This window comes from Streptomyces sp. NPDC058619, from assembly GCF_042717785.1.
Taxonomy (GTDB): domain Bacteria; phylum Actinomycetota; class Actinomycetes; order Streptomycetales; family Streptomycetaceae; genus Streptomyces.
In genome coordinates, this window is the sequence record NZ_JBHXQN010000009.1 from 174,058 (window position 1) to 199,748 (window position 25,691).

The 25,691-nt window shown below is 69.6% G+C and carries 20 protein-coding genes; 11 read left to right on the forward strand and 9 right to left on the reverse strand.

Translation table 11 applies throughout. From position 1 onward, the window contains the following. The first annotated feature begins 189 nt into the window (after positions 1–189). Both ACFWTC_RS12360 and ACFWTC_RS12365 read left to right on the forward strand, forming a co-directional pair. Positions 190–1,647, forward strand: coding sequence for a catalase (locus ACFWTC_RS12360; protein WP_383915876.1), 1,458 nt, complete (start codon positions 190–192; stop codon positions 1,645–1,647). Positions 1,648–2,159: 512 nt separating this feature from the next. Then, positions 2,160–2,741 (forward strand): TetR/AcrR family transcriptional regulator, encoded by a 582-nt coding sequence (locus ACFWTC_RS12365; RefSeq protein ID WP_383915797.1) that lies wholly within the window; start codon positions 2,160–2,162, stop codon positions 2,739–2,741. A 123-nt stretch (positions 2,742–2,864) separates the two neighbouring features. Here ACFWTC_RS12365 and gcl read toward each other — a convergent pair whose 3' ends face one another. Next, positions 2,865–4,652 carry a glyoxylate carboligase gene (gcl, locus tag ACFWTC_RS12370; protein ID WP_383915799.1) on the reverse strand — a complete coding sequence of 596 codons (1,788 nt, stop codon included), beginning with the start codon at positions 4,650–4,652 and terminating at the stop codon, positions 2,865–2,867. Positions 4,653–4,908: 256 nt separating this feature from the next. Here gcl and ACFWTC_RS12375 point away from each other — a divergent pair, with 256 nt between their 5' ends. Continuing rightward, positions 4,909–5,742, forward strand: a complete 834-nt coding sequence (locus ACFWTC_RS12375; RefSeq protein ID WP_384027913.1) for a hypothetical protein — start codon at positions 4,909–4,911, stop codon at positions 5,740–5,742. Positions 5,743–5,793: 51 nt separating this feature from the next. Continuing rightward, positions 5,794–6,282, forward strand: coding sequence for a glutathione peroxidase (locus ACFWTC_RS12380; protein WP_383915802.1), 489 nt, complete (start codon positions 5,794–5,796; stop codon positions 6,280–6,282). Positions 6,283–6,348: 66 nt separating this feature from the next. On the opposite strand, the gene ACFWTC_RS12385 is transcribed toward ACFWTC_RS12380, so the two are convergent. Beyond that, the gene (locus tag ACFWTC_RS12385) at positions 6,349–8,049 is read right to left on the reverse strand and encodes an AMP-binding protein (protein ID WP_384027912.1); all 1,701 of its coding nucleotides are present in this window, start codon (positions 8,047–8,049) and stop codon (positions 6,349–6,351) included. 45 nt (positions 8,050–8,094) lie between these two features. Next, positions 8,095–9,204: a winged helix DNA-binding domain-containing protein gene (locus ACFWTC_RS12390; RefSeq protein WP_384027911.1), complete on the reverse strand. Its 1,110-nt coding sequence runs from the start codon at positions 9,202–9,204 to the stop codon at positions 8,095–8,097. Positions 9,205–9,452: 248 nt separating this feature from the next. On the opposite strand from ACFWTC_RS12390, the gene ACFWTC_RS12395 reads away from it, so the two are divergent. Both ACFWTC_RS12395 and ACFWTC_RS12400 read left to right on the forward strand, forming a co-directional pair. After that, the gene (locus ACFWTC_RS12395) at positions 9,453–10,619 is read left to right on the forward strand and encodes a magnesium and cobalt transport protein CorA (protein WP_383915808.1); all 1,167 of its coding nucleotides are present in this window, start codon (positions 9,453–9,455) and stop codon (positions 10,617–10,619) included. A gap of 591 nt (positions 10,620–11,210) precedes the next feature. Beyond that, complete coding sequence (locus tag ACFWTC_RS12400; RefSeq protein WP_384027910.1) at positions 11,211–15,089, forward strand: hypothetical protein; 3,879 nt, start codon at positions 11,211–11,213, stop codon at positions 15,087–15,089. 26 nt (positions 15,090–15,115) lie between these two features. On the opposite strand, the gene ACFWTC_RS12405 is transcribed toward ACFWTC_RS12400, so the two are convergent. From ACFWTC_RS12405 to ACFWTC_RS12415, 3 genes are read right to left on the reverse strand one after another with little or no spacing between them, the layout of a single operon-like run. After that, entirely contained in the window at positions 15,116–16,393 is a 1,278-nt protein-coding gene (locus tag ACFWTC_RS12405) for a tyrosine-type recombinase/integrase (RefSeq protein ID WP_384027909.1), read from the reverse strand. A gap of 57 nt (positions 16,394–16,450) precedes the next feature. Beyond that, complete coding sequence (locus tag ACFWTC_RS12410) at positions 16,451–16,945, reverse strand: helix-turn-helix transcriptional regulator (RefSeq protein WP_384074162.1); 495 nt, start codon at positions 16,943–16,945, stop codon at positions 16,451–16,453. Between the two features lie 20 nt (positions 16,946–16,965). Beyond that, entirely contained in the window at positions 16,966–17,217 is a 252-nt protein-coding gene (locus ACFWTC_RS12415) for a helix-turn-helix domain-containing protein (protein WP_267040274.1), read from the reverse strand. A gap of 568 nt (positions 17,218–17,785) precedes the next feature. Here ACFWTC_RS12415 and ACFWTC_RS12420 point away from each other — a divergent pair. From ACFWTC_RS12420 to ACFWTC_RS12440, 5 genes are all read left to right on the forward strand, one after another. After that, positions 17,786–18,709: a hypothetical protein gene (locus ACFWTC_RS12420; RefSeq protein ID WP_384027907.1), complete on the forward strand. Its 924-nt coding sequence runs from the start codon at positions 17,786–17,788 to the stop codon at positions 18,707–18,709. Then, positions 18,706–19,404: an ATP-binding protein gene (locus ACFWTC_RS12425; protein ID WP_384027906.1), complete on the forward strand. Its 699-nt coding sequence runs from the start codon at positions 18,706–18,708 to the stop codon at positions 19,402–19,404. Before ACFWTC_RS12420 ends, ACFWTC_RS12425 begins: the two co-directional genes overlap by 4 nt. Positions 19,405–20,295: 891 nt before the next feature. Continuing rightward, on the forward strand, positions 20,296–20,652 hold the full coding sequence (locus tag ACFWTC_RS12430) for a plasmid mobilization protein (protein WP_384027905.1): 357 nt from the start codon (positions 20,296–20,298) through the stop codon (positions 20,650–20,652). Next, positions 20,649–22,376 (forward strand): relaxase/mobilization nuclease domain-containing protein, encoded by a 1,728-nt coding sequence (locus ACFWTC_RS12435; protein ID WP_384027904.1) that lies wholly within the window; start codon positions 20,649–20,651, stop codon positions 22,374–22,376. Before ACFWTC_RS12430 ends, ACFWTC_RS12435 begins: the two co-directional genes overlap by 4 nt. Positions 22,377–22,553: 177 nt before the next feature. Further along, the gene (locus tag ACFWTC_RS12440; RefSeq protein ID WP_384074169.1) at positions 22,554–23,342 is read left to right on the forward strand and encodes a ParB N-terminal domain-containing protein; all 789 of its coding nucleotides are present in this window, start codon (positions 22,554–22,556) and stop codon (positions 23,340–23,342) included. Positions 23,343–23,429: 87 nt separating this feature from the next. Here the strand turns inward: ACFWTC_RS12440 and ACFWTC_RS12445 are convergent, their stop codons facing one another. Genes ACFWTC_RS12445 through ACFWTC_RS12455 form a run of 3 tightly spaced genes read right to left on the reverse strand, consistent with a single transcriptional unit; the run spans position 23,430 to position 25,439 of the window. Then, positions 23,430–23,810 carry a hypothetical protein gene (locus tag ACFWTC_RS12445; protein ID WP_384027903.1) on the reverse strand — a complete coding sequence of 127 codons (381 nt, stop codon included), beginning with the start codon at positions 23,808–23,810 and terminating at the stop codon, positions 23,430–23,432. Then, a complete protein-coding gene (locus ACFWTC_RS12450) occupies positions 23,794–24,414 on the reverse strand; it encodes a GNAT family N-acetyltransferase (RefSeq protein WP_384027902.1) in 621 nt (206 codons plus the stop codon). The genes ACFWTC_RS12445 and ACFWTC_RS12450 overlap by 17 nt, the downstream gene beginning before the upstream one ends. 23 nt (positions 24,415–24,437) lie before the next feature. After that, entirely contained in the window at positions 24,438–25,439 is a 1,002-nt protein-coding gene (locus ACFWTC_RS12455; protein ID WP_384027901.1) for a hypothetical protein, read from the reverse strand. Positions 25,440–25,691: the final 252 nt, after the last annotated feature.

Below are 25,691 nucleotides of genomic sequence, written 5' to 3' on the forward strand. Positions count from 1 at the left end.
GGACCTTGAGTTTCCGGATGGTGCCGGTGCTGACACCTGTCCTGTCGCGCCCAAGTGCCGGCACCGTCCGGATTTCCTCTCCTTCAACTTTGTTCAACAAACTGTTGACGTTTAGTTCGTGCCGAAATTAGGCTGTTCCGCATGACGGAAGACACTTTCCGTCGGCAGTTACCCGTACGGAAGGTCACCATGTCGAAGCGCACGCTGACGACCGAGTCCGGCGCCCCGGTCGCCGACAACCAGAACTCCGCCACCGCCGGCGTCGGTGGCCCGCTCCTGGTCCAGGACCAGCAGCTCCTTGAGAAGCTCGCCCGCTTCAACCGCGAGCGCATCCCGGAGCGCGTGGTCCACGCCCGCGGCTCGGCCGCGTACGGTCACTTCGAGGTGACGGACGACGTCACCGCGTACACCAGCGCCGCGTTCCTGAACACGGTCGGCAAGAAGACCGAGACCTTCCTGCGGTTCTCCACCGTGGCCGACTCGCTGGGTGGCGCGGACGCGGTCCGCGACCCGCGTGGCTTCGCGCTGAAGTTCTACACCGAAGAGGGCAACTACGACCTCGTCGGCAACAACACCCCGGTGTTCTTCATCAAGGACCCGATCAAGTTCCCCGACTTCATCCACTCCCAGAAGCGCGACCCCTTCACGGGCAAGCAGGAGCCGGACAACGTCTGGGACTTCTGGGCGCACGCCCCCGAGGCGACGCACCAGATCACCTGGCTGATGGGTGACCGCGGCATCCCCGCGTCCTACCGCCACATGAACGGCTACGGCTCCCACACGTACCAGTGGACCAACGCCCAGGGCGAGGCCTTCTTCGTCAAGTACCACTTCAAGACGAACCAGGGCATCCGCAGCCTGTCCTCGGACCAGGCCGCCGAGCTCGTCGGCTCGGACGCGAACTCGCACCAGACCGACCTGCTCCAGGCGATCGAGCGCGGTGTGAACCCGAGCTGGACCCTCTACGTCCAGATCATGCCCGCCGCCGAGGCCGCAGACTACCGCTTCAACCCGTTCGACCTCACCAAGGTGTGGCCGCACAGCGACTACCCGCTGCAGCGCGTGGGCCGGCTGGTCCTCGACCGCAACCCGGACAACGTCTTCGCCGAGGTCGAGCAGTCCGCCTTCTCCCCGAACAACTTCGTCCCGGGCATCACCGCCTCGCCGGACAAGATGCTCCAGGGCCGCCTCTTCGCGTACGCCGACGCCCAGCGCTACCGCCTCGGTGTGAACCACACCCTGCTGCCGGTCAACGCCCCGAAGGCGGCGAAGGCCGAGAACTACGGCCGCGACGGCGTCATGGCGCTGCGCAACGGCTCGCGCCACGACAAGAACTACGAGCCCAACTCCTACCAGGGTCCGGCCGAGACCGGCCTGGCACTGGGCGCCCCGCAGGCCGTCTCCGGCTACACGGGCACCCACGAGGCTCCGGCGCACACCAAGGACGACGACTTCTTCCAGGCCGGTGAGCTCTACCGCCTGATGTCCGAGGACGCCAAGCAGCGTCTGGTGGCGAACATCGCGGGCGGCCTCTCGCAGGTCACCCTCGAGCACGTCATCGAGAAGAACCTGGCTCACTTCCACGCCGCGGACGCCGACTACGGCAAGCGCGTCGAGGAGGCCGTCCGCGCCCTGCGCGACGCCTGAGCCGACCAGCCGTACCGGGGGCCTGACGGGAGGTCAGGCCCCGGGTACCGAGCCCGACCCGCGGACCCGGATGAGGGGTGGTGCGCGGCGAGGGCAGACTGCGCCAGTCCGTGCGGCTGGCGCCGCGTGAGGACCGTGGCGGGCGTGTGAGCCAGTGCGGTGGTAATGGGTTCCGAGGCCCGTCTCTTGACCTGAGGGAGACGACGCCGGAGTTCTCGTCGCCGCCCGCCACGGTCCCGGCCGAATCCCCTCCTCCCCGTTCCCCGCGTACGGGGGCCACGCACAGGGGCCCCGCACGCCGGGGACCCACGAACTCCGCCCGGCGGTGCGAACGTCCTGTCGCGCCAGCCTCGCCCCGTCGGGCGGTCACACATCAGAGCGCCGAGTCACGGACGGTCCCGTGACCCGGCGCTCTGTCGTTCCCGGGGGCGGACAGCGGCAGCAGGGCGGTATCGTGGGGGAGCTGACTGAAAGGTCAGTCAACGGGCATCGGTCGGAAGGTGCGGACACGCGTGGCAGACCGTCAGACGTCGATCCTGGCAGCAGCCGTGCGCGTCATCGCGCGCCACGGGGTCAGAGGGCTGCGCGTGGAGGAGCTGGCGGCCGAGGCCGGGGTCTCCACCGCCCTCGTCTACTACCACTTCAAGGACCGCGCCGGCCTGGTCCAGCGCACGCTCGCCTTCATCAGCGACCGTGCCACCGGCTACACCGACGAGGCTCTGGAGGACAACGCGGACGCCCGCGCCGTCCTGCTCCAGTTGCTGCTGAGCGAGCTCCGGGACATCCCCCGGGTCCGCGAGAACAGCACCGCGTGGGGCGAGTTGCGGTCCAGCGCCATCTTCGACGCCGACCTGCGGGCCACCCTGGCCGAGTCCACGCGCTCCTGGTCCCGGTACACCGCGGACGCCGTCGCCGACGCCCAGGCGGCCGGCCTCGCCGACCCGCACGTCGCGCCGCTGGACGCCGCGGAGCGGCTGACCGCCCTGGTGGAGGGGCTCAGCGAGCGCTGGCTGAGCGGCTCCCTCACCCTCGACCGGGCGCGCGCCCTGCTGACCGGCGCGGTGGACGCGGAGCTCGGCCCCCGCCCCGCGTAAGACACCGTACGGCCGGACCCGCCGGACCGGAGCCCCACGGGCGACACAGAACGGCCCCCGCCCCCTCCTGACGGAGGGGGCGGGGGTCGTCGCGCGGGCGGCGGCGGGCCGGGCCGGGGACGATCAGACCTTGAGGGCCTTGATCGCGGTCGGGGCGTGGCCCGGCTCGGTCGCGAGCTCTTCGAACTCGGTGACGTCGCTCATGTCGACCGTCTTGCTCATCGAGATGTTGGTGATGCGCTCCAGGATGGCCTCGACGACGACCGGGACCTGGAACTCCTGCGCCAGCTTCTTGGCCTGCTCGAAGGCCTCGCCCAGCTTCTCCGGGTCGGTGACGCGGATGGCCTTGACGCCCAGGCCCTCGGCGACCTTGACGTGGTCGACGCCGTAGACGCCCAGCTCGGGGGTGTTGATGTTCTCGAATTCGAGGTTGACCTCGAAGTTGATGCCCAGGCCGCCCTGCGCCTGGCGGATCAGGCCCAGGTAGGCGTTGTTCACCAGGACGTGGACGTACGGGACCTTGTGCTGCGCGGCGACCGCGAGCTCCTCGATCATGAACTGGAAGTCGTAGTCGCCCGAGAGCGCGACGATCGGGGTCTCCGGGTCGGCGGTGGCGGCACCGATCGCGGCCGGGATGGTCCAGCCGAGCGGGCCGGCCTGGCCGCAGTTGATCCAGTTGCGCGGCTTGTAGACGTGCAGCATCTGCGCGCCGGCGATCTGGGAGAGGCCGATGGTGGTGACGTAGCGCGTCTCCGGGCCGAAGGCCTTGTTCATCTCCTCGTACACGCGCTGCGGCTTCATCGGGATGTTCTCGAAGTGCGTGCGGCGCTGCAGGGTGGCCTTGCGCTCCTGGGCCGAGTCGGCCCAGGCGCTGAAGTCGGGCAGCCTGCCCTCGGCCTTGAGGTCCTTGGCGACCTCGATGAAGAGCTCCAGGGCGGCCTTGGCGTCGGAGGCGATGCCGAAGTCCGGGGCGAAGATCTTGCCGATCTGGGTGGGCTCGATGTCGACGTGGACGAACTTGCGGCCCTTGGTGTAGGCGTCCAGGTTGTAACCGGTGTGGCGGTTGGCCCAGCGGTTGCCGATACCGAGGACGAAGTCCGACTCCAGGAAGGTCGCGTTGCCGTAGCGGTGCGAGGTCTGCACGCCGACCATGCCCGCGCTCAGCTCGTGGTCGTCCGGGATGGTGCCCCAGCCCATGAGGGTGGAGATGACCGGGACGCCGGTCAGCTCGGCGAACTCGACCAGCAGGTCGCAGGCGTCGGCGTTGATGATGCCGCCGCCGGAGACGATCAGCGGGCGCTCGGACTCCAGCAGGAAGCGCAGGGCCTTCTCCGCCTGGGCGCGGGTGGCGCGCGGCTTGTAGACCGGCAGCGGCGCGTAGGTCTCCGGGTCGAACTCGATCTCGGTCAGCTGGACGTCGATCGGGAGGTCGATCAGGACCGGGCCCGGGCGGCCGGAGCGCATCAGGTGGAAGGCCTCCTGGAACACGCCCGGAACCTGGGCGGCCTCCAGGACGGTGGTGGCCTTCTTGGTGACCGGCTTGGCGATCGAGGCGATGTCGACGGCCTGGAAGTCCTCCTTGTGGAGCTTCGCGACCGGAGCCTGACCGGTGATGCACAGGATCGGGATCGAGTCCGCGATCGCGGAGTACAGGCCGGTGATCATGTCGGTGCCGGCCGGGCCCGAGGTGCCGATGCAGACACCGATGTTGCCCGCCTTGGCCCGCGTGTAGCCCTCGGCCATGTGCGAGGCGCCCTCGACGTGGCGGGCCAGCGTGTGCTTGACGCCGCCCACGTTCTTGAGCTCGCGGTAGAACGGGTTGATCGCAGCACCGGGCACGCCGAACGCTTGTTCGACACCCTCGAGCTTGAGGATCTCCACTGCAGCGGCGGCGGCTGTCATACGAGGCATCAGGTTCTCCTGCGGGTCTGGCGGTCAGGCTTTTCCGTAATCCGGAAGTTTTGTTCTGCTATACGGAACAAGCTAAGCGGCGGCCCCGCACACGTCAAGGCGGTACGGGACCCCGGAAGCCACCAAAAGCCGCGTGCCGCTCGGTGTGTTGCACAAAAACCGGCATCCCCGGCCGGATTCGGCGGGCGCTCTCGCCCGTACGGTCGCCGGTGGTGGAGCATGGACCCACGCACAGCGACGGAGGGGGTCGAGGTCCATGGCGGACGCGGTACCGGTGCGCTGCCCGGCGTGCCTGCGGGAGAACGGCTACACCGCCCCGGTCTTCCCCTGCGCGTGCGGGAGCCCGGTCACCCCGCCCCTCGATCTGACGGCGGCGCCCGAGCCGCTGACCCACCGCACGTGGTCGGACAGCTGGGTGACGGTGCGGTGCGGGGCCTGCGGGCGGGAGGACGCGTGGCCGCGGCCCGAGGTCGGCTGCGGCTCGTGCGGCACGGTCGTACGGGTCCCCGTCCATCCGCCGGAGGCCGCGGACACCGGCCCGGCGCGGTCCGCGGGGCGCGGCGGGTCGGACGGCCGCGACGGGTCGGGCGGTGCCGGAGGCCCGGGCGGTCCGGGCGGTCCCTCTCGGCCCGGCGCCCGGCGCGACCCGCGCCACGACGCGCACCCGGCGCACATACCGCTGCCGCCGACCGCCCCGGTGCCGCGGCCGGCGTTCCGCCCGGTGACCATCCGTACGGCCCGTGACGCGGTGGCCACGGCCGCGCTGTACCTGCGCTGGCTCGGCTTCCAGGACGTACGGCAGCCCGACGGGCGGCCCGTTCCGGCCGTGGCGGTGGACCTGCGAGCGCCGGGGCTGGTGGCTCAGGTGGACCCGACCACGTCGCCGGCCGGGCTGCGGGCGGTGGAGTGCGTCTGGCTGACGGGGCTCACGGCCTCCGCCACCAGCGTCTACTTCTCGCTCGCCGGATACACCGAGGACGCCCGCACCCGCGCGGACGACCTCGGGATCCCGCTGTTCGTGATGGACCTGACCGGCGTGCCGCAGCCGGTCAACGACCCGGCGGACGAACTGATCGGCACGGGGGCCTAGGCTCGGAGGCGTCACCCACCACGTGCCAGCCTTCCCGCCGAGGAGTGCCAGATGAGCCTGTACGACATCCCGCTGACGACCCTGACCGACGAGCCCACCAGCCTCGCGGCCCACAAGGGCAAGGCGATCCTGCTGGTGAACACCGCCTCCCAGTGCGGGCTCACCCCGCAGTACTCGGGACTGGCCCGCCTGCAGTTCGCGTACGAGGCCAAGGGCTTCACCGTCATCGGCGTGCCCTGCAACCAGTTCGGCGGGCAGGAGCCCGGCAACGCCGAGGACATCCAGACGTTCTGCGCGGCCGGTTTCGGCGTCACCTTCCCCATGCTGGAGAAGTCCGACGTCAACGGCGAGAACCGGCACCCCCTCTACCAGCAGCTGGTGAAGACCACGGACGCCGAGGGCGAGGCCGGCGACGTGCAGTGGAACTTCGAGAAGTTCCTCATCTCCCCCGCGGGCGAGGTCGTGGCCCGCTTCCGCCCGCGCACCGAGCCCGAGGCCCCCGAGGTCGTCGCCGCGATCGAGGCGCACCTGCCGGCGTAGCGGCGGCCGTGCCCGTACGGGCCCCCGCACGGCTCAGGTACGGCGTCCCGTACGGGCCCGCGCGGCTCAGGTCAGGTCGGCCTCGTCGTACTCCCCCGCCGAGCCTGCCGCCGTCAGCTCCCGCAGTTCCACCCGGCGGATCTTGCCGGAGACCGTCTTCGGCAGGTCCCCGAACTCGATCCGGCGGATCCTCTTGTACGGGGACAGCACCGCGCGGGAGTGCTCGAACAGCGCCCGGGCCGTCTCCGGCCCGGCCTCCCAGCCGGCGGCGAGGGTCACGTACGCCTTCGGTACGGCGAGGCGCAGCGCGTCCGGGGCCGGCACCACGGCCGCCTCGGCCACGGCCTCGTGCTCCAGCAGGGCGCTCTCCAGCTCGAACGGGCTGATCTTGTAGTCGGAGGCCTTGAAGACGTCGTCGGAGCGTCCGATGTAGGTGAGGTACCCGTCGGCGTCGCGCGCGGCGATGTCCCCGGTGCGGTAGAGCCCGTCCGCCATCGCCTCGGCGGTCCGGTCCGGGTCGTCGCGGTAGCCGGTCGTCACCCCGGCGGGCCGGGTCCGCAGGTCGACGCAGAGCTCGCCCTCGTCGGGGGACTCCTTGCCGGTGGCCGGGTCGAGCAGCACGATCGTGTAGCCGGGGGCCGGGCGGCCCATGGAGCCGGGCTTGACCGGGACCCCGGGGAAGTTGCCGACCTGGAGCGTGGTCTCGGTCTGGCCGAACCCGTCGCGGACGGTGACCCCCCAGGCCTCGCGGACCTTCTCGATGACCTCCGGGTTGAGCGGCTCCCCGGCGGCGACGGCCTCGCGCGGGGGCCGGGCCAGGCCGGTCAGGTCGGACTGGATCAGCATCCGCCACACGGTGGGCGGGGCGCAGAAGGTGGTCACGCCGTGCCGGTCCATCTCGCGCATCAGCCGCTCGGCGTCGAAGCGGGCGTAGTTGTGGACGAAGACGGTCGCGCCCGCGTTCCAGGGGGCGAAGAGGTTGGACCAGGCGTGCTTGGCCCAGCCGGGCGAGGCGATGTTGAGGTGGACGTCGCCGGGGCGCAGGCCGAGCCAGTACATGGTGGAGAGGTGCCCGATGGGGTACGAGGCGTGCGTGTGCTCGACGAGCTTGGGGCGGTCGGTGGTGCCCGAGGTGAAGTACAGCATCAGCGGGTCGGTGGCGAGGGTCTCGCCGTCGGGGGTGAAGCGCTCCCGGGCGGCGTACATGTCCGCGAGCCGGTGCCAGCCGGCCGGGGCGTCCGGGCCAGCGGCGATCCGGGTGTAGGCACCGGGTACTGCGTCGAACTTGGCCGTGTCCTCGGTGCGCGTGACGACGTGCCGTACGCGGCCCCGCTCGATCCGGTCGCGCAGGTCGGCCGCGCCGAGCAGCGGGGTGGCGGGGATGACGACGGCGCGCAGCTTCATGGCGCCGAGCATCACCTCCCACAGCTCGCGCTGGTTGCCGAGCATGACCAGCAGCCGATCGCCCGGCGCGACGCCCTGGGCGCGGAGCCAGTTGGCGGCCGCGTCGGACCGTACGGCCAGCTCCGCGAAGGAGAGGCTCTCACTGGTGCCGTCCTCCTCGACGATGCGCAGGGCGTCGGCGTCGTTGCCCGCGGCGATGTGGTCGAACCAGTCCAGGGCCCAGTTGAAGCGGTGGGGGCGGGGCCAGGTGAAGCCGGTGCGGGCGGCCTCGTAGTCCCCCCGGCGCTCCAGGAGGAAGTCCCGGGCGGCGAGGAACTGGCCGGTGGCGCTGTTCTGCGTACGGTCCGTGCTGTCGGTCGTCATGGCAGGCATCGTGCCGCGTTCGCCGTACGGGGCACCAGAGCGGCGTCAGCCGTGGATTGACCCGAAGCGCACGGAGGTGGTGGCCCCGCCCGCGCCCTCCCCCAGGCCGGCGAAGAGCAGCTCCGCTTCGGCGGTGATCTCCGTCTTCTCCGCGGCCGAGGCCTTGCGGAAGAGGTCGACGGTGACGACGGACCCGTCCATGGCCCACAGCCCTGCCAGGAAGCCGTCGACGAGCAGGGTGCGGTGGGCCTGGTTGCCGGTCCACGTACGACCCTTGGCCTCGGGGGTGATGACGCGGGAGCGGTCGGCGTGCGAGAGGAGAAGGTTGTCGAACTCCGGGAGGAAGCGGGGCGGCGCCGGGGTGCCGGGGTCGGGGCGGAGCGCGTCGGGCAGATCGAACAGCTCCACGCCGTTCTCGTCCTGGAAGACGGCCAGTTCCGGCCGCAGGCGTTCGAAGGCCGGCTTCAGGCGGGTCAGGCCGGCCCAGAGCTGCATGTCCTTGACGGAGGCGGGCCCGAAGGCGGCGAGGTAGCGCCGTACGGCCTCGTCCACCGGCTGCGCCGGGGCGGCGGGCTCCCCGAGCCAGCTCTCGACGGTGGTGAGCCGGACCTGGCCGCTGCGCCCCCACACCCCGCGGGGGGTGACCTGGACCAGCGGCAGGAGGCAGCGGGCGGCGACGGCCAGCGACTGCGGGTCGGCGTCCGGCCAGTGCGTGAGCAGTTCCCCGCGGATCTCCCCCATGGTGCGGGGCTCGGCCTCGACGAACTCCCGGGAGCGCGCGGCGAGGGAGTCGAGGTCGACGCCGACGAGGCCGGTGCGGAAGTAGGCGACCTCCCGGTCCCGGGCGGGCTGGACGAGGGGCCGCAGCGTGAGCGCGTCGTGCGCGGTGTGCGTGTGGATGGTGGAGCGCATGGTGACGATCCGGACCGCTTCCCGGGACTCCATCAGCCCGGCGAGCTCGGCGGGACGGAAGCCGGCGAGGCGGGCGTGGAGCTGGAAGTAGGGGGGCTTCACGTTCTGCGCCTGCAGCCCGAGGAGGTGGCCGACCGCGTCCAGGGCGGACATCTCGGCGCGGGTCAGCAGCAGCTGGCGGGCCAGCGTGGCACGGTTCAGTGCGCGGGTGTCGAGTACGGGGTGCGTCGTCCTGGAGGCCATACCCTCACGCTAGTCCGCCTTGCGGACAGCGCCTGTCCGCAACGTGACGATCCCGAGGCGGGGGCGGAAGGCGGGGGGCGACGGGCCGGGCACGAGCAGCCGAATCCAGGGAAACAGATCCAGAACCGAACACCGACAACCACCACGGAACCGAACATCAACAGGCGCCAGCAAACGCGAATGTCGCTTTCCCTCAGATATCCTGCCCCTTGCCCGTAAACACACGTTCGACCGGGAGCTGACCCGCGATGCCGGAGCGCCCAGACCAAGGTCCGACCCCGTCCGATGCCAAGCGCACGGGCTGGCGCCGCTCCGCCTCACCGCCGGCCACGCCCCCGGCGAACCCGCCCGCACCCCCCCGGCCGGCGCCCCCGGCCCCACCACCCGCGGACCACCGCAGCGTGGTCGACTCGGCCGTCTACCGCGACGGCCGCCGGATCGCCTCCCCCGCCACCCTGGCCGACACCTTCCGCCGGCTGCGCGAAGAGCCCGAGGGGATGGCCTGGATCGGCCTGCACCGCCCCACGGAACTCGAACTGCACTCCCTGGCAACCGAGTTCAAACTCCACGAACTCGCCGTCGAGGATGCCCTGGAGGCCCACCAGCGCCCCAAGCTGGAGCGCTACGGCAGCACCCTCTTCGTCGTCCTGAGGGCCGCCCGCTACCTCGACGCCCAGGAGGAGGTCGAGTTCGGCGAACTCCACGTCTTCGTCGGCCCGGACTTCCTGATCACCGTCCGCCACGGCGCCGCCCCGGACCTCTCCCGCGTCCGCCGCCGCATGGAGGAGACCCCGGAACTCCTCTCCCTGGGCCCGGAAGCCGCCCTGTACGCCATCCTCGACGCGGTGGTGGACGGCTACGCCCCGGTCGTCGAGGGGGTCCAGACGGACATCGACGAGATCGAGACGGAGGTCTTCCGCGGCGACCCGGCGGTCTCCCGCCGCATCTACGAACTCTCCCGCGAGACAGTCGAGTTCCAACGCGCGACCCGCCCCCTGGTCGGCATGCTCCACAGCCTGATGGCGGGCTTCGCGAAGTACGGCACGGACGAGGAACTCCAGCGCTACCTCCGCGACGTGGCGGACCACGTCACGCACACCAGCGAACGCGTCGACGGCTTCCGCCAGGCCCTCACCGAAATCCTCACGGTGAACGCGACCCTGGTCTCCCAACAGCAGAACGCCGAAATGCGCGCCCTGGCCGAAGCCGGCTTCGAACAGAACGAGGAGATCAAGAAGATCTCCTCATGGGCCGCCATCCTGTTTGCACCCACGTTGGTGGGAACCATCTACGGGATGAACTTCGAGGACATGCCGGAACTGAAGTGGGCAGGTGGCTACCCCTTCGCAATCCTGCTGATGGCAGTGGTCTGCGTCAGCCTCTACGTCATCTTCAAGAAGCGCGACTGGCTGTAGACGGCAGGCAAGAGCCTCTGGTCTAGTTCGCTACAGCGAACACTTCCGAGGGGCCGATCCGGGGCCCTGGGGAGAATCTGGGGAGAATGCGCAGTGCCAAGGAGAGAGCCGTGCCCCTCCCACCTGGTGCTCCACGCGTTCCGTGCGCTTCAGGTTGGGTCGGACAGCCGCCGTTGACCGTCACCGAGAGTGCCGGCGAACACCATGCCAGCGCTTCCCTGGTGGCTGCCGCCCGACCCGCAGAGCATCCAACACACCAGCGCGCCCTGGACCATCTCCATCGGCTCCTGCGAGTGTCGAGTCACCAAGGGCAATGCGGCTCCCGTCGCCCCTGGGCAGCGCCAAAACAAGCGATCGCTGAGGAAGTTCCTCAACGACCGTCTCGGAGACTTCGTGCTGGTAAGCCATACGGCTGCCCAACGGGCCTGCAATGCTTCTCGGATGACCAGCAAGAGCAGGGGGCGTAGCAAGCGGGTCCAGCCCCCCGTGCCCGTGCAGCAGAGCGAACCGAACAGCGGACCTGGCGAGGCTTTGTGGGTGTCGACGCGTTCGGGAGCACGCGCCGGCCGTGGGTTCCACTATCAAGACGCTGTGGGGGCGTGGCTGTGCGGCCGGGTTCTGTCCGGTGCCCTCGACTCCGATCGCATCGTCCCGGAGGGCCTGGAAGACCTCTCGTGTGATGGACCGACACCCTGGCACGTCCAGGTGAAGTCCCGCCAGGAACGGATCGGCGACTTCACCGCACCCGAGGTCGCCGAGCACCTCGTCGCCATGGCCCTGGCGCACGCGAAGCGTGTACAGGCTCGACTGGAGGGTCGGCCCCTTCTTGTCCTCGAGCGGCCGGTTGAAGGGGAATGGTTCACCCAGTGGGGCGACCCCTTGAGTGACCTGCCGCGAGGCCACCGGTTACTACAGGCATTCAACGCGAAGGCCTCGAAGGCCGGCCTGACCAAAGATGAAATCGACGCATGGTGCAATGCCGCCAGTCTCTACGTCTTGCCATGGCGTGCCGCCGCCGACGACACCCGCACCGCAGTAGCCCATCGGCTCGGATTGCTGCCGGTAGCTGCAGAGGCAGTCGTGCTGGCCCTGCGCAGCGCCGTCGCAAGACGGGCCGATGCCAACGCTGAGACGACCCTGTCGGGAGCGGCAGGACTGAGTCGAACGAACATTGCAGGGATTGCGACCGAGGTCGCGGAATCCATCGACCGTGCATCGCTGGAGGAGGCACTGGCCACGGGCCTCTGCGAGCCTGTCGACTTCGACCGGCCGCTCCAGGCCGCCAGCTTCCACGAAGGCGTCAACGTGCAGCCCGGCCACATCGCTGCCGGGCTTCCGGCCCCCAGGCCTGTCCTGACCGGGCGGGTGGCGGATGCGATCCATCGGGGTCAGAGCGTCCTCGTGACCGGCCCGTCGGGCATCGGCAAGTCCGCCGTGATGTGGACGGCTGCCTACGTGACCAGACACGTGCTCTGGTACCGCATCAGGCGGCTCCAGGCGGACGACGCCGTCCCGCTCGTAAGGCTTGCGAGGGCGTTGCAACCCACGACCCGCTCTCCGGTCGGATTCGTGGTGGACGGCATCGGTGTCGGAGCGGCCGAGGCATGGGATGTCCTCTACCGCGAGCTCGCCCCGATCCCCGGTGTCCTGCTCCTCGGCTCGGTCCGGAGCGAGGACCTTCTGCCCCTCCGAAGCCGGGTCGACTGTACCCAGATCGAGGTCACCCTCGATGAGGAGGTCGCCGAGCAGATCCACGCCGGGTTGTCGGTCACCGGCACCACGGCTGCCGCGCACTGGCGGGAAGCGTACGACGCGGCAAACGGCCTGACCCTGGAATTCACGCATCTACTCACCCGCGGACGCAGGCTCTCGGATGTCCTGTCAGAGCAGGTCGAGCGGCGCGTGGCCGAAGGACGCCAGACAGAGATCGAGATCCTGGCCAGGATCTCGATCGCCCACCAGTGGGGCGTCGACCTGCCCGTGCGGGCACTTCAGCAACAGCTGGGCCTTGGAGACACGGACCTTCGCATGGCGTTGTCCCGCCTTGCCGATGAGCATCTCGTCCACGAACGGCAGGGGCTCCTGTCCGGGCTACACCAACTGCGCTCGGCGCATCTGGCCGACGCCGTACACGCGATTCCGCCGCCGATCTTGGACGAGACCGTACTCGCGGTGATGCACATGCTGCCGGACTCACAGCTTCAGCCGTTCATCGCCGGTGTCCTCACCGAACACCCCGCGCTGGATCCCGTCGTACTGGACCAGATTGCGGTCGAACTCGGCCAGCGCCCCTCCGTGAAGGCGACCACCGGCGTTCTGCAGGCTCTTCGGCTGGTCGACGTCAACCGCACTGCGGCCGACTGGCTCCGGACCCTCGACCGACATCGGATCCCACCCGCGTTGCGCCGTACCACCCTTCAGTTCGCGCTCGTGGACGGGGACCTGCTGCCGCAGCTCAAACCCGAGATCGCCGCGGCCATCACCGAGATCCGAGCGGCGGATACCTCCGGTTCGCCACTGCGCGACGCGCTCGTGGAACGGCTCGGCAAAGCAGCGACCAGCCTCCTCCTGTCCCAGTGCGGGGAGCCCGTCGAATCCCAGCGGTTGCTCGCCGTCCTTGCCGGAACTGGTCTGGATCTGGCGGGTGGGCCGACGGTGCTCGCCGATTCGCCATTCGGCCAGCTACTCGCCGGCGCACCGGTCGATCTCCTGGGGGACATCCTCTCCACAGCCCGGACCGCATCGGTGGCCCTGGCCGAAGAGCTCTTGCAACTCGCAGGCGGGGAGGAGCGTGTGCTGGGCACCGTCGTGGCCCGTTCACCGTGGGTCACTGAGGCGTCCGTCGTCGATCGCGAGGGCAGCCGGGTCGCATACGCCCGTCTCCTCCACGTGTCGGACCAGGCACGACCGGACGCCGAACAGGAAGTCAGGGAGCTCGGGCGGATGCTGCTGCGCTGCCTTCCACAGTGCGAGAGTGCCGACATCCAAAATCTGCTACCCGGTGGGCTGCCCCTGACCTTTGGTGACTTCACCAGCGGGGTCAGCCTTCTGAAGCGGCAATACGACAGATCGCCCGCCGCGGTGGCGTGGACTCGCACCCGCACACTGATCGGCGCAACGGTGGCTGGCCATACCGACTGGACCACCCGCGCCGCGACCGCAGCCTCCTCACTCCCCGTGCTCCACCAATACCTGACGGATCTGACCCAGGCCTGGTGCGTCGGTCGCGGTCGACCCAAAGAGGTCGAAGGCCTACGCACGACGCAGGCAGCGCTACTGGACTGGGCCGCGTCACTGACGCTCCCCGTCGACACTTCGTTCCTGTCCACGCTGCCCGTCGGCGACGACGTTCCAGGAGGTGGAAGCGACCACCTGCAACACCTGGTGAACGGGATCGCCGAGAACCTCACGCGAAGGCTCGCCGACCCCAACGGGTATGCAGCGCTCGCCAGCTACGTCGGCGACAGCCTGCCAAGCCTCGCCACGCAGGTGCGGGATGAGGAGCGCTGGCACCTCATCGGCCAGGACCCTCCGGATGTCCTCGATCACCTCGTGGGGAACCTCGCAGACCTGCATGCCGTTCTGGCCGAACTCGCCTGGGGCACCCTCGGACACAAGGAGCTCAGGGCCGCGGCGCGATCAGGACCATCCGCGCAGGCACTCTCTCGGGCAGCAGACCTTGCCCGCCGAGCCGCCGGCGCACGAGCAGAGGCCCTGCCCCTGAAACTCCAGTCCAGCGCCAGGGCAGCAGGGATCCGCATCAGCGTGTACACCAGACCTGTCTCAGACGCGGACTCAACGGAGTGGCCTGCCGCGGAACTTGCGGTGGGTGTGGAGCTCGCCGAACTCACTCAGTGGCCGACGGCAGTGGAACAGCTGTGCTCGCTGCTGAAGCACGATCCCGGCTCCCAGGGCAGCCGTAGGGCCGTCCTGCTCGTTCCCTTTGTCGACGGCAAGCCAGTCAGACTCATGGCGCAACAGCTTCAGACGACCCTGTGGCCCGGGACCGGCCTCTTCGACGCTTGGAGCACCGAGCTTCCTGAAGGACACCCGACCCCACTCACCGACGCTGCCATCGACGCCCACCAGGCCCTCCAATGCCTCTCCGGGCTGGCTCACCTCGCGACGCTCAGGGACACAGACGCGAGGCACCAGAGCACCGCCGACGAGGCGGTGGCGCAGTTCCAACAGGCACGCAGCGTGGTTGGTGGACTACGCCAGGGGGATCCGGTCATCGCTGCGATCCTCGACTTCCTCGACACCCTCGCTCGTCGGGTGGAGAGAGAGATCGCCGAGGGCCCTGGCTTCCAGGACTCTGGCGTGGCGAACCTCGCTAGCGCCATCGCCCAAGGGGCGACCGCGCATCCAACAGAGGACTACCTCCAGCTGGACGGCATGACGGCCATCACCCTGCAATGGGACCTCGACCCCGACCATGCGGCGCGTCTCCTCGCTGCGACCGACGGTTGAGGGCATCGGCGGGTCGAGGTGGTTCGTCACCCTTCGGTGAGACCGGTAGTGCTCCGGTGCGACGAGACCAGGTCCTCAGGTACGTACTCGGGCACCGTGCCGAGTAGTGCGTCGATGGCCGCGCGGCCCTTGCCGCCGGCCTCCGGCATAAAGTGGGCGTAGTGGTCGAGGGTGATGGTCGGACTTGAGTGACCGAGCCACCGCGCGAGCGTGACGATGGACTCGCCCGCTTCGAGCAGGACCGAGGCGTAAGTGTGCCGGAGCACGTGGAAGCCGTCCTTACGCGAAGCCTTCCACCGCGCACCCTTCTCCCGTACTGGAATGACTCCGGCCGCGGCGAGGGCCGGTTTCCAGGCCTCGTCGTTGAAGATGTTGGCGCGGATGGCGTTGCCGTACGTCGTCGTGAGGACGAGCGGGAAGCTCTGCTTCTCCCGGTCGGGCTCCGGTCCGCCCCAGGGGAGCTCGACGTCGACCGCCGGATGGTCGAGGAAGTACGCGGCCAGTTCCGTGGCCACCGAGCGGGGCATGTCGACGATGCGCGTCTTGCCACCCTTGGGCAGGGCGAAGTAGAGGCGCCCTGAGAGGAGTTGCACCTGCCTGCGCACTCGGATGACGCCGCGTTCGAAGTCGATGTCCCTCGGCGACAGCCCGAACACCTCGCCCTGGCGCAGCCCACACCCCAGCGCGACGACGACCGCGATCCGGTAGCGAGGATTGATCTCGTCCCGCACCCTCTGCGCCGTTGCCAGCGGCCATGCGTCACGATCCTCGTCGGGTGCCTTCGGCCAACGCACCGTCTTGGCCCGCATCGGGTTGCGGACCAGGCGCTTGTCGTCGATCGCGGTCTCGAAGATGTTCGACAGCGAGGTGAGGATCTGTCGGGCGTACCGCGGAGAGCACTCGCCTTCGAGCGTGGCTATGTAGCCGCGCAGGACGGTCGCCGACACGTCGCGCAGCGCCACCGCACCGAGGTGCGGAAGGATGTGGAGTCGTACACGCTCGTCAACTCGCTTGACCGTGCCGGGCGCGCCGCGAACGCCGGCGCGCCAGTGGCGCGTGACGAAGTCCGTCAAGGTGATGGAGCCGTCGCGCGGGTCGACGAACTCGCCCCGCTCGCTGTCGGTGCCAGACCGCCGGAGCCACCCCTTGGCGTCCTCCAGCACGTCGAACGACATGTCCCGGACACCCGGGATTCCAGCGACACGATACCGAGACCCCTTGCCGTAACGGGTCGTACGCTCACGCTTCCCGGTGACGGGATCCTTCTTCTTTTTGATCCAACGGTCTTCAATATAGCCAGCCAAAGAATTCCTCGGAGTAAGGGTTGGACGTAGGGCGGGTGGTAAGGCCGGGTAGATCGGTCAGGCCGTGGCCGCGTACCCGGCGCGGCGCTTCGGGGCGGCATTCACCGGATTTAGGGAAGTGTTACTGCGGGAGTCCGCCTGCTCCTGTTCCCGGATCCACTCGTCAAGCGTTTCGATCCGGTACATCACGCGTCCGCTCCGCCCCATCCGAAAACTCGGCGGACCTTGACGACGGTGCCGCCACACGTAAAGGGTGGCGGGCGACAGCCCCAGGTATTCGGCGGCTTCACGCACGTTCAGAAAACCCCTCCCCAGCGGCGACACACGGGGAGACAAACGGACATTCTCCAGCAATTCGCTGTCACAACCAACACTTCGCACGTATCGAAACCTTCGGGATCTTCCGTCGACAACCTGTGGCGACGGACATCGGGCATGACGAGCCCGCCCCCCGTTTGCTGTCAAGCAGGTGGAGCGGACTACTTCGATGGTCTGGAGATTCCCCGGTTTGGCTGACCGGGGATCGTCGGGTATAAGCCGGGGCGGCGTCACCGTGCACCCACCCCGGACCCCTACGTCGCGGGCTGGAGCAGGGCGAGTGGGGAGACACCGAGGGCCGCCGCAATGGCGACGAGGTCATCCACGTCGCAGCGCCGGCGGGTGCGTTCGATGCGGGACAGCATGGTGTTGGTCATGGGGTGGCCGAGCTCGGTGACACGGGCAGCGAGCTCTCGCTGGGCGAATCCGCGCGAGGTGCGCAGGCGCTCGATGGCACCGGCGGTCCGTTCTCCGGCGGGACCGATTTCCGTAGCTCTTCGGGGCATGCGTCTGTTGTAGCTCGGGTTCCCGGGTTCACGTAATCGCGGAAGCCCAGACATGGGACTTTGGGGCCCGTTTCGCGGAGAACGAACTGGCGATTCCCGCATAGGCAGCCATTGCGGAACTACGACACATCTCGAACCACAGAGGTACGCACACCATCAGCGGCTCCCGGCGGCGGAAACATAGATCGCCTCACCTACCCCGGTCAATGGCTTTCGGGGTGCGATCTTCGCTGCTCTCCCTACGCCGTCGACTTTTTGGTCAACCGGGGATTCGCCCTTACTGTGAAGACGTTCGCGATCAGCGATGCGCTCTGACGCTTTTCCAGTGCTGATTCGCTGGACTTGCGCGGGCTGGGTGTGGCTGTCTTGGCTAAGCACCCCTGACAAAGGAATCGGCTCCCGGCGTTGCAGCGCCGAGAGCCGATGGGAGCCCCTTGTCCAAACCGCCCACTCCTGAACGGATCTGAGGAACGTCTATGCCCCACAGTACGGCCGAAGCAGCCGTCCGCACACCCGCGCCCACCCCGGCGTCGCCGTCCCAGCAGCAGGCGAAGGCGGGGCGATAGGCATGGCACGCATCCGCACCATCAAGCCGGAAGCCTTCAGCTCCGAATCGCTGGCCGCCGTCAGCATCACCGCGGAGCGGACGTTCTTCGGCCTGCTCACCCAGGCCGACGACCACGGCCGGTTCCGTGACCAGTCCGCCGTCATCGCGGGCCTCTTGTGGTCCCTGCGCCCCGAACACGGCCCGATCGAGGTCGAGGACGACCTCACCCAGCTTGCCGGCAACGAACTCATCTGCCGGTACGAGGGCGAGGAGGACGGCAAGCGGTACCTGCACATCGTGACCTTCTCCAAGCACCAGAAGGTCAACCGCCCCAGCGGTGTCCGGCACCCGAACTGCCCCTACCACGACGGCGGCCGGGTACCCCTGACTTCACCGCTGGCGCAGGGAGGGCTCCGTGAGGCGTCCGTGCACCATCAGGCGCCCGTCCCGGAGCTCGCACCCACACCTCATGCCGCTTCGATGCTCCCCGTATCCGCAGGTCAAGACGGGTTCAATGAGCCCTCCGGGCAGCATCAGGGAGAAGTACGGGAGCCCGCTCCGAGCCCTCACCGTCCGGATCTAGGATCTAGGATCAGGGATCTAGGATCCCCCTTGGGGGGAGCTGGAGCCCCCACCCCACCCCAGACCGTCACGACCCAGCAGCTGGTCGGCGAGTACGCCGCAGCATGCGGGAAGCGTCCCCCCGAGAGCGTTCTGGGTCATGTCGGCCGGGAGATCGGCAAGCTGCTGCGCGAAGGCATCGACCCAGAGCACGTCCGAGCCGGGGTCGAGCGCATGCGCGTCAAGAGCCTCCACCCAAGCGTGCTGCCCAGCCTGGTCAACGAGGCCATGAACCCGCCCCAGGCCACTGCTGGCGCCCGCCGGGCCCCTCAGCCGTACACCAACCCCGTTGACGCCGAAGCCGCTTACGGAGGCCAGCTGTGACCACCGCGACCCGCGAACCCCAGCGGGCTGGCGCCCTGGCAGCCCGTCTCCAGGCCATCCTCGCCGCCAAAGGCATCGACCCCGACGCCGCACCCGCCGGGCCCACGGTGGAGCCGGTGACGGCCCTGGAACTCGCCGACCGCCGCATCCCGCCCCGCTACCGCGAGGCACTCGCCAGCCAACCCGAAGTCCTGGGCTGGGTGGAGGCGGTGACCGGCGCCGGGCGGAACGGTCCGGCCGGTACGCGGGGCATCGCCTACGGCCCCTCGCTGCTGATCGCCGGGCCCACGGGCATCGGCAAGACCCATCAGGCCTACGGAGCCGTCCGCTCACTGCTGGCCGCCGGAGTCCGCCTGCGCTGGCAGGCAGTCACCTCCGCCGACCTCTACGCCCAGCTCCGACCCCGGCCCAACCACGACCCTGAGCGGGAGATCCAGGAGCTCGGCCGGTGCCCGCTGCTGATCCTGGACGACCTCGGCGCGGCCAAGCAGTCCGAGTGGACCGAGGAGCTGACGTACCGGCTGATCAACCGCCGCTACACCGAGATGCTCCCGACCCTGATCACCACCAACCTGCCGATCGCGGAACTCCGCAACGCAGTCGGGGACCGCGTCGCCTCCCGCCTGGCAGAGATGACCACCCGCGTCATCCTCACCGGCCCGGACCGCCGACGCGCCCAGCCGTCGGGCTCCTGACGACCACGGTCCCCACCCAGGCCGGTCCCCATCACCGTGGGGACCAAACCACTGACCCAAGCCGTTCGGGGACAGTCCCCACCCCGGTCCCGGTCCCGTCCCCATCACGGTCCCCAACCCGGTCCCGGTCCCCAAACTGGCCCCGGTCCCGCCTGACAGCGGCCTCCCCCAGGAGGGGACCGACAGCAGTCGAGCGGGGACCGTCCCCTGATTGCGCTGCGCGCGTCGGGCACCACGGGGGCCGGTCCCCAACGCTGTTTCCGCAGGTCACCCCCCTGACATCCCCCGCCTCAGTGGGGACCGTCCCCACGGTCCCCACCATCCGGGACCGCCCCGCGACAGTTCGGGGACCGTCAGGTCACCACGTCGGGGACCGTCCCCACCCACGACTACGGGGACCGAGACGGGACCGGTCCCCACGCCCATGCCACTGGGGACCGAGCACCTGCCGAATCGGGGACCGTCCCCGCCCGGTCCCCGGACAGCACCGGCAGCGTCTCGCGTCACGAGCGAGCGGTCCCCAACCGGTCGACCCCGCCCAACAGCCCCTTCACACGACCAGCCTCTACCGCTTCAAGGACACCCATGCACAACCCACCGCACGACCGTCCCAGCCACGACGAGCACATGCCCTCGCTTCCAGCCTCAGGAGGAGCAAGTTGTACCCAGAGCATTGCTCCCGTCGGGAGCAATGCTCTGGGCTCCCCCGCCCCAGGGGTGGCGGGAGCGGACCGGTACCAGGGGGCGCCGGTCCTTCGCGATGCTGCCGAGGCCGGACCGCACCACGAGACGGAGGGACAGCACACCTGCCACACCCGCCGCTGCACGCACACCACCCCAACGACATTGCACGCGCACCAGCGTGAACGTCTGCACGCCGAGAAGAAGCGCATGCACCAGCCCAGTTGCCGCATGAACGACGATGAATTCCAACTCCTCACCCACGCCGCGTCTGCCTGCCGCATGAGCATCGCCGGCTTCCTCGCCCACTCTGCCCTGAAGGCCGCACGCGACCTCGAACACACCGAAGCCGAGATCGCCACCCACCGGGAGATGGTCAGAGAGCTGTTCGCGCTGCGCCGGGCCCTCGGTCAGATCGGCAACAACCTCAACCAGGTCGCCACCGTCCTGAACTCCGGCGCCGACGCCCCGCACGCCAAGGCGGTCCTCGACGTCCTCCAACGGACCGCCGAGCGCGTGGAGGATTTCACCCAGCGCTACGTAGAGACGGAGACTCCCGCCGGATGATCCCCCGCGTCCACAAGATGGGCACCCGCACCATCGGCCTGATCCGCTACCTCTTCGGCCCCGGCACCCACGAGGAACACACCGACCCGCACCTCGTGGCGGCCTGGGACAGCCTCGTACCCGACCCCGGGCGCAACCCGAAAGCCACTTACGCGGACCTGCAAAGGCTCCTCGACCAGCCCGTCGAAGCCCTGCCCAAGTCACGGCGCCCCACCGAGCACGTGTGGCACCTGTCCGTACGTGCCGCGCCCGAGGACCCGATCCTCACCGACGAACAGTGGGGCGACATCGCCCGCCGCATGGTTGCCGCCACCGGCATGGCTCCCGAGGGTGACACCGCCGCCTGTCGCTGGGCAGCCGTCCGCCACGCCAACGACCACATCCACATCATCGCCACCACCGTCCGCGAGGACGGCCGCCGGCCCCGCCGCCACAACGAAGCCAAGCGCTCCCAGGCCGAAGCCCGTCTCGTCGAGGCCGACTACGGCCTGCGCCGCCTCAACACCGGTGACGGAACCGCAGCCCAGCGCCCCACCAGCGCCGAGCGCCACAAAGCCGACCGCCACCAGCGGGAACGCACCCCGAGGGAGGAACTGCGCGAGAGCGTCCGACGCGCGGCGGCCGGTGCCCGGAGCGAGGAGGAGTTCTTCGGCCGCCTCACCCATGCCGGTGTCCTCGTAAAGCAGCGCGTGGCACCGTCCGGGGACCTCCTCGGCTACACCGTGGCCCTGCCCTACGACCGCAACAAGAACGGCGCGCCCGTCTTCTACTCCGGCTCCAAGCTCGCCCCAGATCTCTCCCTGCCCCGCATCCGCGAACGCTGGACCCTGCCGGCAGAAGACTCCTCGGACGAGGGCGTCTCACTGGAGCAGCCGGTTCTCCCGCCGGTGACCGGCCCGGCGTACGCCCGCCGCCGCGCCACCACGGCGACCTGGCAAGCACTGCTGCTCATCGAGCACGGCGACGACGGCACGGCAGCAGCCCAGATCGCCGCAGCCGGCGAGGTCCTCGACGCGCTCGCCAAGACCTCCAGCGCCCACACCCACCGAGAACTCCGGGATGCAGCCTTCACGTTCGAGCGGGCCTCCCGCTCCCACGTCCGCGCCGTACGCGGACACGACCACGCCCTGCGCCAGGCCGCGCACGACCTCGCCCACAGCGGACCAGCCCTCGGCAGCGGAGAGGACGGCGCCACCACCGCCATGCTCATTGACACCGCGTTCTTCCTCGTCACCGCGGCGGCGAAGTGGCACGCCAAGAAACACCACGCCCAGCAAGCCGAAGCCGCCCACCAAGCCGCCGAACACCTGCGCGCCGCCTACGAGATCGCGGCCGCCCAGCCGATGTCCGTGCTCCACCAGCGAGGCCGCTCCCTGCCACTGCAGCGACGACAGGCAGTCGTCCTACGCCAGGCGCTGCCCGAGATTGCCGAACAAGTTCTGGCCGAGCCGGGCTGGCCCGCCCTGGCGGCCACACTCGCCGACACCCAGGCCGCAGGCCACAACCCAACCCACCTCCTCGCAGAAGCCACGCGGCATCGGGAGCTGGCCAGCACCACATCTGTCAGCGACGTCCTCGTCTGGCGCCTCCGCCGCCTCGCCCACCTGCCTGCTAATCCGGGCAGCCTCCAGGACACCCCCACCCGAACCACGCGCAGCACGCCGTCCCTGACGCCGGCGCAACCCCCGAGCAGGGCCGCGAACGACACCGTCCGCCGGCGTTGACCTGAGCAAAGGCGGCCTGAAGTTAGCCGACGATCCCCGGTCAGCCAAACCGGGGATTCTCCAGACCATTGATACATAGCCCCGAGCCCGTCCCACCAAGCCGAACGGCGCCCACGCGGTACCGCCGGTACACCACTCGACAAGGAGCACCCTCTGAAGGTCCACCCCATCGCCGAACTGTTCCCGCCGCTTACCGAGTCCGAACTACGCGACCTCGCCGACTCCATCAAGGCCACCGGCCTGCAACACCCGATCGTCCTCGACGCCAACGGAGTGCTCCTCGACGGCCGCCACCGCCTCGCCGTCTGCAAGGCCCTCGGAGTCGAACCCCGCTTCACCACCTACGAGGGCGACGCCCCCGGCACATATGTCCTGTCGATCAACATCCGACAGCGGAACTTGACCTCGGGACAGGCGGCGATGATTGCCGCCGAGGCCCACGCATACGCCGCTACGAGTGGACTTCAGTTGTCTGACGCTTCGGCGCGTTCCCTCAGCGAAAAGACCGGCGGCGACGACCGGATGGCCCTGGCGCGGTACGTCATGCAGCACGAGCCCGCGCTCGTGGACTCCGTTGTTACTCGCGCGGTCAGCCTTGACGATGCCTACAAGGCCGCACGCCACAGCGTGGGACGCGCGCAGGCCGAGAAGGAGCACCTGACCCGCCTGCGCATCGAGGACCCCGAACTCGCCGACCGCGTCATCAGCGGCGAGTTGAGCCCGATCCAGGCCTGGCAAGAGCGTGCGGCGCGCGTGAAGGAAGACAAGCGGCAGCGCATGGTCGCGACCAATCTCCTGTGCGACGTCGTACCGACCCTGGCACAGACACGGGGCTCCAGGGCCTTCGCCCGGTTCGACCCCCAGTACCAGTCTCCGGGCCGCCCCGTCACCCGCGAAACCATCGCCCACGCAATGACTGCCCTAACGGAAATGGCAGCCATATGGGAGCAGCGCGATCTCCCGTGAGCTCCACGCGCCTGACCCCATAGCGCCCTCTGGGGGCAACACCGAAACGCGTTGGCCCCCAGAGGCGTTGTGCCTCGCCGGGCCCGGTCACGCCCGGCTGCGTCGGTGACGACCCCGGTCTCCGGCAATCGACCTGCCATCCCGGCCGCACTCTGGACGTTGCCCAGGCTGGCCGGGGTTGTCGCGGAGCTGATAGGAGTCCCAGACTCGTTCTTGGAGCTCCTCGATGCAGGGGCCGCAGGCGTACATCGGTGCCTGGGCTCCGGCGTCGCTGACCGGACCGATCCACAGAACGCGGATCCGGCGCCGTCCGTAGTACAGCCAGCAGGTGCCGTCGACCCAGTGGTTGCCGTCGTCGGTGGCCGGCGGGATCGGCAGGCCACCGCGCGCGAACTCGGCGATGCCGGGGATCACCGGTTCGCACGGCAGGCCCAAGCCGGGCAGCACCAGCTCACGTCCCCTGTCCACTGTCAGCGTCAGGGGCGGCCAGGCCCTCCGGAGCTCCGTCAACGGTGCCCGGCTCCAGGGCGTCGATCGGTGTCCACTCGTGCTCCAGGATCGAGTACGTGATCGAGTCTCGCCAGGCTCCGTGAACGAAGACGTGATCGCGGATCCGCCCGTCCTCGGTCATGCCTGCTCGTAGGAGGGTGCGCGCGGATGCCACGTTGAGTGGCGAACGCGCAGCCCAGATGCGGTGCAGGCCCAGGGCCTTGAAGCCGAGCGTGCACAGCAGGTGGACGGTCTCCGTGCCGAGGCCCTTGCCCCACTCCGCGGGGTTCAAGGCGAAGCCGATGGTGGCCGCCTGCTGAGGTTCGGTCGCCAGGCGCGCGTAGCCGATCAGCCGGTGTTCGCCGAGCGGGGTAATGGCGAGGCAGTACTCGGTTCGCGGGGTGTCTTTCGCGGAGGCGATGGACCGGTCGACGATCCCCTGGGCCTGGTCGCGGGTGCGGGGCTCGAAGCTGAGGTGCCGGGTGGCCTCGGGGTCTCCGTAGATGGCCAGGAGGTCAGCGGTGTCCTCGGGTTCGACTTCGCGCAGCGCCAGGCGGGGGCCGGCTAGGTTGACTGGGGTCATGCCTTCGGAGCCTACCTGCGGGGTCATCGGACGAGGACCGATGTCGGGGTGGCCGTGAAGGCTTCGATCTCCTCACGCAGGCTTGCTGCCGCGCCTCGGTTTCGCCGGCCCTCGGCCTGCAGTGCGGTGTGGACCCGCTGGGCGCTGCTGGTGATGCCGAAGTTCCGCTGCTCGATGGGGAGGTCGAGCACGGGCTGCACCGCCTCGACGGCGCCCTCGATTTCTCCTCGGGCGATGCGGGCGAGGGCGAGGTCGGTCTGCGCGCCGGCCTCGTCGCCGAAGGCCCATTCGTCCTCCGTGGCACTGCGGTACGCGGCGACGGCGGCCTCCGATTGGCTCTCGCCGAGTGCGGGGTCCTCGCCGAGGTGCACGGTGGCCTCGGCGACGTAATACAGCTGGCGGGGCACCGGGAAGGTCATGATGCCGCCGAAGGCATCGAGGTCGTCGGGTTCGAGAATCGTGCGGGCCTCCTCGGCCTGCCGAATTGCCGCGCGGGTGGCCTCGCCATCGCCGAGGAGCGCGTGAGCGCGGGCGGAGAGGCAGGCCAGCCAGACGCCGGTGGTACCGCGGACGCTCCCGGCGGTGCTCTGGCCGAGGGTGGCGTAGTCGGCGGCCTCGGATGGGCGACCGGCCCAGTAGGAGATGAGGGACTGCAGGGAGCGGACCCACGCACGCATGGCGTGGTGGTCGGCGTTGTCGGCGCACACGAATGCGGTGCGGGCCTGCATCATCGCCGCGCTCGGGTTGCCCAGGTCGTGGCTGGCTTTGGCGAGCATGCCCGAGGTGATCCCGGCGAGCAGGTAGAGTTCGCGGGCCTGTAGTGGCTTGACCCGGCCGTGTTCCAGCAGCCGGAAGGTGAGGTCCTGTACCTCGACCAGATCACCGAGCAAGGTCGGCAGCGCCAGCTTCGGGTACGCGACGGTCAGCCGTCGCACCTCGTCCTGGATCTGGCCCAGGGTCTCCGGTCCGACACTGCTGCCCTCCGCCATCGCGGTGAACCGGAGCGCGACGAGCCGCCATCGCAACCTGCCTTTCCAATTCCGTGGTGCCCGCCTCGAAGCGGGTCTCGCTGCTGAACGGACCGCCGGCAGGCAGCACCTGTGCCTGCTCGGACGGGAGGAGGACAGAGCTCAGCCGCGGCGGTGGGATGACGAGTGAGGACTGGACCGGGGTCGTCGGTGAGGCGGCGGGCGCGGGTGCAGGTGCGAGGAGGAGATCGACGCCGACGCCGAACATGGCCTCCAGTACCCGGCACTGGTCCGGGTACGGGCGGGTCT